At 57.0% G+C, this 13,782-nt stretch carries 12 protein-coding genes; 4 read left to right on the top strand and 8 right to left on the bottom strand.

Annotated elements, in window-relative coordinates:
* The first annotated feature begins 159 nt into the window (after window positions 1-159).
* On the top strand, window positions 160-954 hold the full coding sequence (locus LCY71_RS02625) for an SRPBCC family protein (RefSeq protein ID WP_225334811.1): 795 nt from the start codon (window positions 160-162) through the stop codon (window positions 952-954).
* Window positions 955-1,010: 56 nt separating this feature from the next.
* Here the strand turns inward: LCY71_RS02625 and LCY71_RS02620 are convergent, their stop codons facing one another.
* From LCY71_RS02620 to LCY71_RS02610, 3 genes are all read right to left on the bottom strand, one after another.
* Window positions 1,011-1,454: a GNAT family N-acetyltransferase gene (locus LCY71_RS02620; RefSeq protein ID WP_225334810.1), complete on the bottom strand. Its 444-nt coding sequence runs from the start codon at window positions 1,452-1,454 to the stop codon at window positions 1,011-1,013.
* Window positions 1,455-1,480: 26 nt separating this feature from the next.
* The gene (locus LCY71_RS02615; RefSeq protein WP_225334809.1) at window positions 1,481-1,795 is read right to left on the bottom strand and encodes an MTH1187 family thiamine-binding protein; all 315 of its coding nucleotides are present in this window, start codon (window positions 1,793-1,795) and stop codon (window positions 1,481-1,483) included.
* A 71-nt stretch (window positions 1,796-1,866) separates the two neighbouring features.
* Complete coding sequence (locus LCY71_RS02610; RefSeq protein WP_225334808.1) at window positions 1,867-2,586, bottom strand: TMEM165/GDT1 family protein; 720 nt, start codon at window positions 2,584-2,586, stop codon at window positions 1,867-1,869.
* Between the two features lie 1,000 nt (window positions 2,587-3,586).
* Between LCY71_RS02610 and LCY71_RS02605 the strand changes: the two genes are divergently transcribed.
* Window positions 3,587-3,763: a hypothetical protein gene (locus tag LCY71_RS02605; protein WP_225334807.1), complete on the top strand. Its 177-nt coding sequence runs from the start codon at window positions 3,587-3,589 to the stop codon at window positions 3,761-3,763.
* A 1,040-nt stretch (window positions 3,764-4,803) separates the two neighbouring features.
* Here LCY71_RS02605 and LCY71_RS02600 read toward each other — a convergent pair.
* Window positions 4,804-5,361 carry a hypothetical protein gene (locus tag LCY71_RS02600; RefSeq protein ID WP_225334806.1) on the bottom strand — a complete coding sequence of 186 codons (558 nt, stop codon included), beginning with the start codon at window positions 5,359-5,361 and terminating at the stop codon, window positions 4,804-4,806.
* Window positions 5,362-5,824: 463 nt separating this feature from the next.
* On the opposite strand from LCY71_RS02600, the gene LCY71_RS02595 reads away from it, so the two are divergent.
* The gene (locus tag LCY71_RS02595; RefSeq protein ID WP_225334805.1) at window positions 5,825-6,052 is read left to right on the top strand and encodes a DUF8139 family protein; all 228 of its coding nucleotides are present in this window, start codon (window positions 5,825-5,827) and stop codon (window positions 6,050-6,052) included.
* A 13-nt stretch (window positions 6,053-6,065) separates the two neighbouring features.
* Here LCY71_RS02595 and LCY71_RS02590 read toward each other — a convergent pair whose 3' ends face one another.
* From LCY71_RS02590 to LCY71_RS02575, 4 genes are read right to left on the bottom strand one after another with little or no spacing between them, the layout of a single operon-like run.
* Window positions 6,066-6,788, bottom strand: coding sequence for a M48 family metallopeptidase (locus LCY71_RS02590; RefSeq protein WP_225334804.1), 723 nt, complete (start codon window positions 6,786-6,788; stop codon window positions 6,066-6,068).
* Window positions 6,781-9,738 carry a type I restriction endonuclease subunit R gene (locus LCY71_RS02585; RefSeq protein WP_225334803.1) on the bottom strand — a complete coding sequence of 986 codons (2,958 nt, stop codon included), beginning with the start codon at window positions 9,736-9,738 and terminating at the stop codon, window positions 6,781-6,783. The genes LCY71_RS02590 and LCY71_RS02585 overlap by 8 nt, the downstream gene beginning before the upstream one ends.
* Window positions 9,731-11,065, bottom strand: coding sequence for a restriction endonuclease subunit S (locus LCY71_RS02580; protein ID WP_225334802.1), 1,335 nt, complete (start codon window positions 11,063-11,065; stop codon window positions 9,731-9,733). Before LCY71_RS02580 ends, LCY71_RS02585 begins: the two co-directional genes overlap by 8 nt.
* Window positions 11,058-12,560 carry a type I restriction-modification system subunit M gene (locus LCY71_RS02575; RefSeq protein WP_225334801.1) on the bottom strand — a complete coding sequence of 501 codons (1,503 nt, stop codon included), beginning with the start codon at window positions 12,558-12,560 and terminating at the stop codon, window positions 11,058-11,060. Before LCY71_RS02575 ends, LCY71_RS02580 begins: the two co-directional genes overlap by 8 nt.
* A 321-nt stretch (window positions 12,561-12,881) precedes the next feature.
* On the opposite strand from LCY71_RS02575, the gene LCY71_RS02570 reads away from it, so the two are divergent.
* The gene (locus tag LCY71_RS02570; protein WP_225334800.1) at window positions 12,882-13,715 is read left to right on the top strand and encodes an IS5 family transposase; all 834 of its coding nucleotides are present in this window, start codon (window positions 12,882-12,884) and stop codon (window positions 13,713-13,715) included.
* Window positions 13,716-13,782: the final 67 nt, after the last annotated feature.

Raw genomic sequence — 13,782 nt, 5'->3', positions numbered from 1 at the left:
TACCCCGGCACAAAATTTCACCGGTCTTTCGCCGTAGTAGCGGTCACGAGGGCCCTGCGTCTGCAGGCCGAGGCCCTTTTCGGATTCCGGCTGTCGTTACCGACGTCTCATGATCTACCGTACCGCACATCGATCGTCCCCGTCGATCGACCGACGCCGATGAGTACGCCCCGACGGGACGCCCCGTCCGACGCGGAGCCACCGCCGGTCGAACGGCGCTCTCGCTCCCGCTCGCAGGGCGGTCGCACTGGCGACACCACGAAAGCGCGGGCGGTCGCGTCGCTTGCCGGTGGAGCGCTGTTCGTCATGGGTCTCAGGCGGTGGTCGCTGCGCGGCGTGGCGCTGACCGCCGCCGGCGTGGCCTTCCTCTACAGCGGGATCAACGGCAGGGGCCGCCCGTTCGACTCGCTGCTGTCGGCGGTCGGGTCCGGCACCGACCACTCAGGTTCCGGGGCCTCGCCAGACGCGGTGACGGTCGACCGGTCGGTCACCGTACAGGGCGACGCGGCGGATCTGCTGGAGTACTGGCGGGACGCCGGCCGGCTCGACCAGATCGTCAGCGACGCCGTCGACGTCGAGTCCCGCGGCGACGAGCGCCTGCGCTGGACCGTCTCCGCCCCGACGGGTCGGCAGATCTCCTGGGAGACGCGCGTCGTCGAGGAGCGGCCGGACGAGCTGCTGCGCTGGGAATCGGTCCCGGACTCGCCGCTCCCCATGGAAGGCTCGGTTCGCGCGCAGCCGGCCTCCGGGGACAGGGGCACCGAGGTCCGCCTCCAGGTCCGCTTCGACCCGCCAGGCGGTCCCCTTGGGAACCGGGCGCTCTCCAGAATGGGTGTCGTCCCGGAGACACTCGTCGGCACGGCGCTCAACCGGTTCAAGAGCCTCGTCGAGACCGGCGAGATCCCGACCATCGAGCGCAATCCCTCCGGTCGCGGCACGGGCGATACGGTCTGAGGCAGCCCGGGACGTCCCCGGCCACCCGTCGCTACACCCCGTCAGTAGCCACTCCGCTACCGCTGATCGCAGACGAACCCCGTCTTCTCTGCTCGGTCGAAGCCGCAGTCCTCGTAGAAGGAGAGCTTCCACTCCTCCTCCGTCCCCGTCAGCAGCATCACCTTGTAGCACCCTCGCTGCTCGGCCATATCGACCGCGGCCCGCACGCACTGCTTTCCGAACCCGTTTCCCCTGTAGCCCTCGCGGGTGACGACGTTCTCGATCAGGGCGAACGGACGGGCTCTCCTGGTCAGGTTCGGCGTTACCGAGAGGACGCAGGACGCGACCAGTCGCCCGTCCTCCTCCACGACGACGATCTCGATCGCGTCGTCGGACAGTATCTCCGGCCACTGGTCCGCGACGTCGTCGGGTTCGAGCTCCGGATCGTCCGGATTCAGCATCCGGTACAGCGCCAGTAGCTGGTCCAGTTCCCCCTCCCGGACCGTTCTGGCCGTGACCATCTGACTGTGGACTCCGGTTCGGTTCGTTACTCGGCGTCGCTCCGCGCCGGCCGACCCAGGTGCTCCTCGACGGCGTCGACCTTGTCCGCGGCGCGCTGGTCGACGGTCCGCTTGTCGTCTATCTTGAGGAACGTCTCGACCCGGTCGTGGTCGACGGCCTCGTGGGCGGCGTGGGCGGCGTCGAACAGCGCCCGACTGTCCTCGGCCTCGATGATGGTGCCCATCGGCGTCGTCTCGTACTCGACGTCGAACTCCTCCAGGGCCGCCACGGCGTCGGCGACGTACTCGGACATGCTGCCCTCGACGACCGGTGCGACCGACAGGAAGCCGATGCAGGTCATGTGCAGAGGTTCGACCGCACCCGTCCTAAATCATACGAGCGATCGCCCCAGGTCCGTGGCGGACCCGCAGATCACACGATCGCAGCGAGGACGTCGCCGACCGCCGCCCCGACGAACTCGACGCCCTGCTCCCAGACGGACACGCCGGTCACCTTCGCCTGAAGCGTGTCGATCCCGAAGAAGGCGAACATCGCCGCGCCCGCGTAGTGGGCCTTCCGGACGTCGAACTGGCCGGCGAACCGGTGGAAGAAGTAGGCGTTGGCGAGGCTGATCGGGATGATCGCGGCCATCTCGCCGGCCCAGATGGCCGTTCCGGCGGAGTACTGCGCGGCGAGCCCGATGGTCACGAGCTGGGTCTTGTCGCCGAACTCGCCGAAGGCCATCATCGCGAAGATCGGCACGAAGCCCCGGAGGCGGTTGGGGACCTTCCAGTCCACGACGGGCACGCGGACGTCGAGTTCGCCCGGGCCCGCCATCAGCATGCCGCCGTCGGTCTCCGCCGGCGACTCGTCGGACGCCGGTGCGGACCGGTACAGCATGACGGCGAACAGCAGGAACAGGCCCGCCGTCAACATGTCGAGCAGGAACGGCGACAGCGCCCGCTGGAGGTACTGGCCGAAGATGATCTCTAGCGCCGTCCAGCCGGCGAAGGCCGTGCCCGCCGCCGAGACGACCAGTAGCGGGTGGAACCGCGTCGACAGGCCGGCGATGATGAACTGCACTTTCTCGCCGGGTAGGACGCTCAACTGGGCGACGAACGCGACGGCCGCTACCTGGAGCCACGCCTCCACGCGGCGGTCACCTCCTCGCCACTGGCCGTCAGTTCGCTCATAGCGGACCGCCGAACCGGGCATCCGCTCGTCCGCCGAAACAGGAATTTCATCCGAGTTACCAGAGAATTAGACGCGTCTAATCATAAAGGTGGTGCATCCGACAACTATTTTGCTTCGGCCGATACGAAGGATAGACCTCGGTCTTCCTAAAACTGTGGGTGACGGTACCGAAGCCCCCACGTCTGTCAGGTTCTGCTGGCTCTCTCGTCGGTACAGTGGGCGACACACAGCAGTCGGTCCCCGGGCTGTGACTTGCAGGGCTCAAATCCCACGCTGCATACTGCGACTCACGAATAGCGAGCACACGCTACGCGGTGCTCGCCGTGATTAGTTCGTCGCAAAAGTATGCGGTGGGGGGATTTGAACCACGCCCACTTCGCTCACTCCGTTCGCTCGTGGTCTGATTCAAATCCCCCTCACGCACACAACGATATCGGTATAGCGCCGAGACGAGACTCGGCGCTGGTAATTTAATATCGAAGAAGTGCGGTGGGGGGGATTTGAACCCCCGTTAGGACCGTGGCAGGGTCCTGTGATACCTCCCCGCGCTTCGCGCGGGGTAACGGTACCATTCGCCGCAAACCAAACCACTCAGCCGCTCTTGATGACAAATCACTCCACGATCCACTTAAAGGTTCCCCACCCGGGGCACCACGATACCCCACAGGACACCATCAAACCACTAAAACGCGAATTATCCCGGTTTTAAGCACTCCTCCTCAGCTTACATTACTTCGCTACCAAATGACGCGCGACGGTGAAGTCCGATCTATTGCCTCTGCTATTCTCGGAAAAGCCGACAGGGAGATTGGGTGGGAAGAAGATCAGAACCGAAACGAAGTCACAGACAAGCCTCGCGCATGATAGCAGAAATCCCCCTTACTGTTTCTGTTAGAGAGGAAGGATGATTGATCAGTGATCGATGGATCAACAATGCTCCAGCCAAGACTTGTAAAGGATGGGAAGTAAATCAACCAGCGAGATCGACACTGTTGCTCTTGATGTTGAACGTCTCATCGCCCAGAACGAAGAAGTTCTCGCCACATTTGAGGAGGAGTATACACCCTTCTCTGAATCTCTGGACAGCCCAACTTCCCAGATGATGGACGTCGATGCGGAAGAGCTGTTCGCCTAAGGGACCTTCCAAACGGAAGGGCCCGATTTTTTATGGTAGCTGCATAGACGTTCGATCCTCTGATTAGATGCATAGAGGGGGTGATGTCCTTCCGAACCCATCACAGTTTGGCCAGTACTCCATGCGCCCTGTTTTCCTTCTTCCAGAGCTTGTGAAAACAGGTCGCTCAGTTACCTCGGATCCCTGACCTGAGAGGGAAAATTTCGCAGACGAACTTTCCTACCTACAACGTTTCCAGTTGACCCAATGTTCTAACCCCATACATAATAATACTGGTACTATTCTAATAACATACGCTAACTTATGATTCCGTAGCTTCTAACTGGGAACATCGGCATAGATTGCCCGGTGTGCCGCTTAGATCCCCAAGATGATAGATGCCCTTCGGGATTTGCAAATACTCTGTGGGAGGTGCCTCAACGTGCTTAAAATTGGTTTGGTGGGTCAACCAGATCCCGCTCTTCGTTTGCTCCATCTCTTTGGCTCCATACTGGATATACTTCTAAGTCTCTATCAACGCCTTATGTCCTCTCACTGTCAGCGGTAACTGTTACTATTAGCAGTTTCCTTCATCCTGTGATATCTATCTAATATTTTTGGTGTATTACTGCATAGAGGGGGAGTGTATGACTCAACTTCCTCTATGCAGTGTTATATAATAGTATAGTAGTATGTATGGTACCCTCAATACAACAAGTAAGCGACAGTAGAGAGCGAGATAGAAAGGAGGTATAGTCGCCAGCCCAATATACCAAAACTCTTAGTATTATATAATTCTGGAAGATGAATCCACTGCCACTCTATGCATAGTTATACCGAGATAACCTGATGAAGCACCTCACGGAATACCATATGGTTCTTTTGCAGAACTTTACGTCGGTCACTCACCGGATTTACTCCATTGGGAATTTCTCCTCTTGCAAGCCGCTGATGATTAGCAGAATTATCAATAGGACGAAGGACTTGATCAATATTCTCTGGATTCTTCCCCATAGAGCGAGTTATGCCTTACACAGCCCTGACGGAGAGCTGTTTTAATATTAGTTTTCCATATTTTCGTTCCGCATTTGTGCTTCGATTTTGTCTTGCCGATATTCTTCGGGTCGGAATACTTGAGGGTTATCGTCGATGAACTCCTTAAGACTTGGATAGGTCAATGGCTCATCGGGGTTTGTCCGCCATACATCATACAACTCTCGCGGGATCTTGTGCGTCTCAAACGACCGACGAAACGACTCATCTGATTTATGGTGAATGAGGGCGGTGCTGAATGTGAAGTCCACAGAATCTGCTGTCTCTCCACAAACGGGACAATCGAACTCTGGTGGCTCCTCCGGAAGGTCGCCCGGAATGAGATCGTAATAGTCAATTGATTTAGAACACTCATCACATAGGTTGGAGTAGCCACTGAGATTAACCGCCCACTCAGATTTAGATACCTCGCTAAGCGGCTTCAAAGATTTTTCATCAGGGACGGACACACCATAATTACAGAGTGCTTCGCCGTCTTTGATAATGTGATCACGGGGCGATGGAGTTCCCACTGTTCCACGTATTCGATAGTAGATATGGAATGAGGATGTACCAGTAGTAGCCATGCAAATCTGTACGCATTACATCCCTATAGTTCTTATCAAACTAATTACCAATGACTCAACTTCCAAACTTTGAGTCTTTACTCAGGTAGACATACTGTGTGCATCAAGTCTTAATGGGGATTTCTATCATAGAGCCGGTCGTGATTCTCTGCCCCTCTATGTGGGGTTACTCTGAAATGTAGACTACCTGACCCCGTAATGGGAGTCTTGTGTCCGCAGAATGCGAGTGCAAAGCCGACCCGTACAATGGGGAGTGTGACTGTGTCATTCTTTCCGACGACTTCCCCTGTGCGAATTGCTTCATAGACGGGCGGCAAGAACTCCCGGAGTAATCCAATGTCTGTTACTTTGAAGGTAAACAAGTCCTGTCTCCAGCGCGATGACGTCGGCGACGTATGGTTGTTCGAGAAACAGACGACGAGGAGACAGACTGAAGCAGCAGGCGGTAAACCTTCCTCCTTAGATGCCCTCCTTCGAGGAAGGCGACCGCGTCCGAATTGACATTCCCGACGAGACCGATCCTGATCACGACGAGTTCCACGGCGAACATGGAACTATCGTAGCTATCTTAGAAGACGATGCCGGGAAGTCAACGGGAGATGAGCGCGATAGTCTACTGTTCCGCGTAGAAATTAATGGCGGGAAGACAATCGATCTTCGCTGGCGTGACCTTCGTCCGCCGATCAAGTAGGTAGCTTTCCACCTTAGAGATCATCTTTCGAGAAAATCAACCTCGCGCTGTTTTCGACTAACCACTCTGCATGTGACTCGTACTCCGGATCATACTCTGCGACCAGCGACCAGAACGCGGAGCTGTGATTCGCCTCTCTGAGGTGTGCGAGTTCGTGGACGATGATGTAGTCGATAATTTCCGGTGGGGCCATCATCAGCCGCCAGTTCAACCCAAGTGTTCCATTCGTCGAACAGCTTCCCCACCGTGTGCGTTGGTTCCGAATCTCGATCTGGTCGTACTCGACACCCATCTTCTCCGCGAAGTGATCTGCTCGCCGCTTGAACCGCTGTCGAGCATTTCGACGGTATAGCGTCTCAAGTCCCCGCTCAATCGAAGTATCTTCAACGTGCCATTCTGAGAGTCGGAGCTTGCCATCAACGACACTCGATGAAGGCCGCTGCTCAACAACGACTTCGTGCGGCTTACCGAGGTACGGGAAGAATTCGCCCTCCTCGAAACGACGTTTGGGGGCTTGTTCACGATACCTGTCGTACTCTCGGGTCTTCTCGACTACCCATGCGGCGTTGTCTCTGAGGAGTTCCGTCGGTGCTTCCCCCTCGGACTCAGGCAAGACGACTTTGACACCGTGAATATCCACATCGATTCGGGGTTTCGTGGCGTCTGTACTATGGCGTACCTCGTACTCAATGGTGTTGCCCAACAGGTCGATCTCGTTGGATTGGGACTTAGCCATTGTTCTGAATCAGGTAGTTCCGAATCGCATCAACGAACTCGTCGTCCTCCTGAATCAGGTGGCCGAGGTCGTTTTCGACTACCAGTACATCCAGCAGGATGCGCTCAATTTCGGAGATAGTCTGCTGGTTCGTCTTCCAGCCGGTATAGCCACGGTCAACGCGGTCGCGGAACTGAGAGACGATCTCCTCAGCCACTTCCTCCGCTTGTTCCTCGGATTCAATCGCGTCCGGCGTCTCCTCTGTGAGATGCGTATAGATGGCAAACTCGGCGTCGTCCATCCCCTGCTCCTCAGCTTCCTCCTCAACCTCCAGAATCTCCTCCTCGACTGACCTCAGGGCTTCGACTGCATCGGGGTCGCTAATCTCGTCACCTTGCCAGCGTTCGACTATGTCGGTTACGCGCTCACTCAGCCGCTTGTACCGAGGGTTCTGGTTCTCTCGCGGATGGAGATGTTCCCTCGTCGCGTGGGCGATCTGCGATGCCTTCACGCCGGGATTGTCAAGTCCTTCGACGTCTTCGAGGTATTCTTCCCCGAGCTTGTACGTCGGGAAGTCCCGCTTGATTTCCGTGATTTCGACGTTGTTGCTGATAATGTCTCGCGTCTTCTCACGCATATCCTCCTCGGGGTCGTCCTCTCCAGACGTGGTGCGCTTGAACGCGACGTGAATCCGACTCAGCCACTTGTATTTCTGCTCGATGCCCTCGCTCACGAGACGGCCATCCGGTGCAACGGCCTCGTAGAGATTCTGAAGGTGACGGAAGCCCTGCTTGAACTCGCGTCTTTCGGGATGGGTACTGACTCGGTTGACGGCCTCGTAGGTCGCCTCTTGGCTGTCGGTCTTCGGAACCCCGTCGAAAATCTCCAGCACCGACTCGACTTGGTCAACGAGATCGTCGAACAGCTCGTCCTTGTCGCGGGCGGCGTATGCTTTCGTCTCGGCGTCGTACTCCAGCGCCTCGTCGATGTTCTCGAACACGCCCTGGAAGTCCACGATCTCCCCGTTCTCCTTCCCCTCGGCGGGGCGGTTCGTCCGGGCGATGGCCTGCATGAGGTTGTGGTTCTTCAGGTTCCGGTCGAGATACATCGTCTTCAGCACGGGAGCGTCGAAGCCCGTCAGGAGCATGTTGTGTACCACCAGAAGCTTCGGCTCGTCTTCCTTCTTGAAGTCCTGGATGATGCTGTCTCGCTCCTCTGAATCCGTGTGGAACTGCTGAATCAGCTCAGGGTCGCCCTTGGTCGCGGTGTAGAGAACTTCTACCTCGTCCTCACCACGCTGCTCGATGAGACGTTCCCCGTACATGGCCGCCGACCGACGACTCGGCGTAACGACCATTCCCTTCCAGCCGTTCGGCGCAACGTGTTCGTCGTAGTGGTGGTCAATTTCATCGACGGCGCGTTCAACCCGTGGTTCGATCTCCGCGAGCGTTGTCGCGTTCACGTTGTCGCGGATGAACTCCAGCTTCTCGTCAGTCGTCATGCCACGGAACTCCTTCTCGAACTCCTCGTCCAATCCTGCCTCGTCAATCTCCCACTCCATCTCATGGCGGAGCGTGAAGTACACGGGCAGAATCAGGCCGTCTTCGATGCCTTGCTTCACGGAGTAGCGATGCAGATAGTCCTCTCCGTCGGGCGAGAACTCGCGGAACGTGTTTCGGTCTTCGTGGCGTTCCCCCTCTCGAACAGGCGTCCCGGTGAACCCGAAGTGGTAACAGTCGGGTAAGGCCGCATTGAGGCGGCTTCCGAGGTCGGCTTCCATAAAGCGGTGGGCCTCGTCGGACATGACGATGACCTCGTCGTGACCCTGTACGTTCGGTTCTACGTTCTCGAACTTCTGGATGGTCGTGAGGACCAGCTCGCTCTGACCTCGCTCTATGAGTTCTTCCAGGTGGTTGATACTCTCCGCTTCTGTCCACTGCTCCAGCGAGAGATTCGCCAGCTGGTCACGCATCTGGCTGTTGAGCTTGTCCGTATCGACGATGATGAAGACCTGCGGGTTCCGGGCTACGTCGCGTTTCAACAGGTTCTCGGCGGCGTAGAGCATCGTGAAAGACTTCCCCGACCCTTGGGTGTGCCAGATGAGGCCGCGCTTGTGTTCGCCCCGATGGACGCGGTCAAGGATGCGATTCACCGCGTAGTACTGCATGTACCGCGGGACGATCTTTGCATCACCGCCAGCCCGCCGCTCGTAGAAGACGAAGTTCTTCAACAGATCAAGGATGGTGCTGGGGTTGCACAGCGCCTTCAACGCCTGCCGCATCTCGTTGTCGTCCTCGTACTTTGCGGGGGCATCGTTCCACGGTTCGTAGAACTCACGGGGAGCGCCGACCGCACCGTAGCGGAGTTCCATTGTGTCGGCGGCGACGTTGAACAAGCCGGGGACGAACAGGTGGGGAACGTCGTCCTGATAGGCCAGTAGGTCGCTGACGGCGTCGTGCCAGTCGTTATCCTGTGCCTGGCTCTTGAGTTCCATCGTCACCAGCGGAATCCCGTTGACGAATAGGGACACGTCCGGGCGGATGGTCGTCTCGCGTGAAACGGAGAACTGATTGACGGCGTGGAAGCGGTTGTTCTCGGGGTTCTCGTAGTCTATCAGGTCAACGTAGATCGTCTCAGTTGTGCCGTCGTCGCGCTGGACGGAGAAAGTCTTGCCTTTGGTGAGCAGTTGGTGGAACGCCCGGTTGCCGTTCATGAGGTTCTCCGCATCGAGGTCGCGCTTCAACGAGGAGATGAACTTCTCGACGTTGTCCTCGGTAACGGCGTCGTTGAGTGCGACGACCTGCTCGGCAAGGAGGTACCAGTAGAGGACTTCATGGCTGTCGCGCTCGTAGGCGTCATCGAGGACGTTTGCGCCACGGTCGCCGTCTTGTCCGTGGGTTTCCCATCCGACGCCGTCGAGCCACGAAAGAAGCGAGCGTTCGACGCCGTATTCGGATGGGGTACTAACCATGCTGTGTGATTTCCTCGGGAACCTCTATGTTAGTGTCGGTCGTTCGGATTGTTCCCGAGAGGAGGTCTTGCATTAGACCGCGTCTGAGACAGTTCAACTGGTTTTCGATTTCCTTCTCAATGCGAATTCGCTCTTCTGCTTTGGCGATAACACCCGCAATTGTTCTCTGAACTTCATTGGAGGGGATAGGCACTCTATAAGAGCGAATATCTCCGAGGTTCACTCTACTGAATGTCGAACCAGTCGAACGACGAATCGCTTGATTTCTAACGACAGGGGAATTCAGAAGGTGAAGTAAGAATGTCGCGTTAAGTTCTTCTGGTTCAATGACGACCATATCTTGGCCAAGACAGTATCGCTCGTCTTCAATTATCTGACTGGCCACCGCAAAGTTCTGGCTTCTACTATAGACAATATCGTCGCTGGTGGGGGTATATCGATTTGTTAATTCCTCATAAGTTTCTTCATCAACTTGCTTCTCGACATTTTCAAGACTTATCCTTCCCGGAGTCAGATCGCCGGGACGCAAGACAGGAATGCCGGATTCAACGTAATCTGGAGTGAAGTGTTCTGCATCGGTAACAGTAACAACATCAGATAATGTCTTCAGTTCCCAATCTGCTGGATATTCCCCGGCGAGAGGGTCTTTATTCGTTTCTTCAGACCATTCCCGGAAAAGTGTCTGGTGTAATCCTTTCCGGACACGCGTGGCCTGCTCAACTATCTCCTCTGTCTTTTCGATCGCCCTATCTACTGTGTAGAGTACGGTGGCGATTTTGCGCTGTTCCTCGAGTGGCGGAATTGGAATATCGACCGACTGAACCTCCGTCTTACTCACTTCATCGAAGGTACTGCCTGACCCGAGACTATTTAGAAAAGGTGCGGTGTCAAGCATTCTATAGTGCAGATACCAAGGTTCAACCTCTTCACTCGGGACAAGGCTCTTAAACCCCTGATTGGTGGCCATCTCAACAGTATTGACAGCACACTTTCCAATTGTAGCCCGCGAAGTCATTAGTACAGATTTCGGGGGCAAGAGGTGCGTTGATGTGGATTCAAGCCCTTCTTCTGTGAGTGTGTCCTCAGTTTCTGAAATCGTATTTCCCGAAAGTCCGGTAATGTCGGTCGGAGTAGCCCATGGGATACCGCCGCCCCAATAGTCCTCATTATTGGTGGATGGCGTACTCCCACCGACAACTTCGGCCACTTCAGAGATCTCACTGATTCGCCATTCATCGGGAAGGAAACCAAACCGAGGATGTTCGTCAACGACCTTTTCATTGTCTGCTTCTCCCCCGAAGTCGTCGAGAGTCGCTTCCTCACTCATAGTTCAGCGCCTCCATGTGCTGGTTCATTTCCGACTCGATCTCGTCACGCTCCGCCTGCAACTCGCGTAATTTCCCAAGCTCCTCCTCCACGTCAATATCCTCTTCCGGCTCGGTCGTATCGACGTAAAGTGCAATATTCAGGTTGTAGTCGTTCTCTCGAATCTCGTCCAGCGACACCGTCCGACTCACGCGCTCTTCAGTCGCCCAATCGCGAAAGTTCGTGACGATGTGATTGAGGCCGTCTTCGGTGAGTTCGTTCTGGTTTGAAAGCTCCTCATAGAAGTCCTCATCGGCAGCGTGGATGAACTGCACCTCGCCTTTGCGCTCCTCGGGCTTGTCCGTGTTCAACACGAGAACAGCAGAGGGAATCGAATTGTTTTGGAACAGATTCTCGGGAAGACCGACGATGGCTTCGACCATGTCGTTCTCCAGCATCGGCTTCCGGTAGCGTTGCTCGTGCTTGCGGAACAGCACCCCGTGGGGAATGACGATAGCCGCCTTCCCACCCGTGCCGTCTTCGTCGGGACGCTTCAACTGCTTCGCCATGTGCATGATAAAGGCGTAGTCGCCTCGGTCGGCACGCGGAAGTTTCTCGTGCCAGTCGAAGCGGTCAAACGGGTCATCCTGAAGCTCACTCTTGGCCCAATCTGCCGAGAAGGGGAAGTTAGCCAGTACCCGGTCGAAGCGTTCCAGTTTGCCCTCGTCCTCGTCAGCAAACTGTGGTTCGAGCAGCGAGTCCTCGCGCTCGATCTCCCCATCGAGGCCGTGGATGGAGAGATTCATCTTCGCAATCGCGGCAATGTCGGGATTGATTTCCTGCCCGGTGAACGTCAGCTTCGAGGGGTCGCCGTCCTGCTCCTCCCGGTAGTACCGAGCGGCCTCGATGAGCATCCCACCTGATCCAACGGTCGGGTCGTGGAACTCCATTCCGTCCTCGAAGTCGTCAACGAGTCGAACGCAGAGGTTGACGATGTGGGGCGGCGTAAAGAACTGTCCACCGGACTTCCCTTCTTCCTCCGCGAAGTGGCGCACAAGGTCCATGTACGCCTCTCCAAGCATGTCCGGGGGGATGCTGCCGCGGTCAAGGTCGTAGGTGTCGAGATGTTCGACCAGCCGCCCGAGTCGATCGTCATCGAGAGCATCGGCTTCGATGTAGTCAGCGCGGAAGATGCCCGTGAGTTCCGGGTTTTCCTCGGTGAGCGCATCGAAAGCCTCATTCAGTGCTTGGTCAACGTTGTCGCTGACAGCACGGAGATCGTCCCACAGGTAGCCTTCGGGGACTACGGGAATGTCGTAGAGGTTTTCCCGGCGGGCAAATTCCTCGCCGTATTCTTCGACGTTCTGTTCGTACTGCACCTCAAACTCGTCGGAGATCGACTTGTAGTAGACAAGCGGAAGGATGTACTCCTTGTAGTCGGTCGGATCAACTGCGTCGCGGATTATGTCTGCACACTTGAAGAGGTGAGATTCCAGGTCATCCAAGGAGACGGGCATGTGGTGATGGTTCCATCCAATTACTATATGCTCTGCGGTGAGGCGTGAGAGGACACCTCTGAACTGACAGGAAAGGTTCCAGACTACGTTCCCTCGTGCTTCGATTGCACATAGGAGTTTTCTCTTATTACCATTTAATTAGCACATGGGAATGCTTGACCGTTTTCGAGAGCGGGTTGCCGCGGCTCTTGCAGGGATAGTCCTGACGTTAGTAGCAACTGTCGGAGGGGTCGTTGTTCGTTCTGCTCTGCTCTGTTGAATCCGGAGACGGCGAGCGGATAGCGTCGCTGTGAAGGGAGAAGCGAAGCGGAAGAATCGGATGTGTCCAGCACCCTCTTCCGCTTCGTTAAACAGGCAGTGTCGCTGGCTCAAAAGCGCTGTGCCGCCAGCCCCACGTCGGCGGTGAGTGACCCGGCTGGCAACGGATTTTCTGCCTGGAAGCACGTGACGTTGCATTTCTTGCGGGTTCACATGGACGCGACGTACCGCGAAATCGTCGATTGGGCCAGCGAGATGGATCGTGTTCGTGGTTTGCTTCGGCTAGCGAGGTCGGCGTTTCCCGCACCCTCAACGCTGTGGCGGTCGTTCGAGCGGGCGCCGATGCGTGTCTGGCGTCAGCTGCTCCGGCGGTCAGCGGCACGCTGCGATCCCGGGGATCATGGCGCGCTGGATGCCACGTTCTTCGACCGGCAGGCGGCATCCAGCCACTATATCGCGCGGTCGGATCGCCACATACGGACGCTAAAAGCGACGGCCCTGATCGATACGGAGTCGTGTGCCGTCCTGGACGTCCACTGCTCGGCACACTGGCCCCACGATACTCAGGTGGGCCGTCGGGTCGCGCTCCGAAATACGACGAAAATCAAGAGTCTCGCCGGCGACAAAGGCTACGACGATCAGTCGCTGCGGGACGCACTCCGCGCCGAAGGCGTCCGGCCGGTCATCAGACATCGGCTGTTCGCCCACTACGACCACGCACACAACGCACGGTTGGACAGCGGGCTCTACGGGCAGCGCTGGATGGCCGAGACCGCCTTCTCGGCCATCAAACGTCGATACGGCTCCGCTGTCAGGCCACGCGCCTGGTACCGAGAATTCCGCGAACTGGTGCTCACCGCCGCCGTCTACAACCTCGAACGCTCCATCAAACAGTGACCGCAACCGGATTCAACAAGGCATTCTGCTCAGGAAGCCGCTCCGTCTGCTGAACCCGCAACGTCGC

This window comes from Halomicrobium urmianum (genome assembly GCF_020217425.1).
Classification (GTDB): domain Archaea; phylum Halobacteriota; class Halobacteria; order Halobacteriales; family Haloarculaceae; genus Halomicrobium; species Halomicrobium urmianum.
This window is presented reverse-complemented; position numbering and strand designations above follow the sequence as displayed.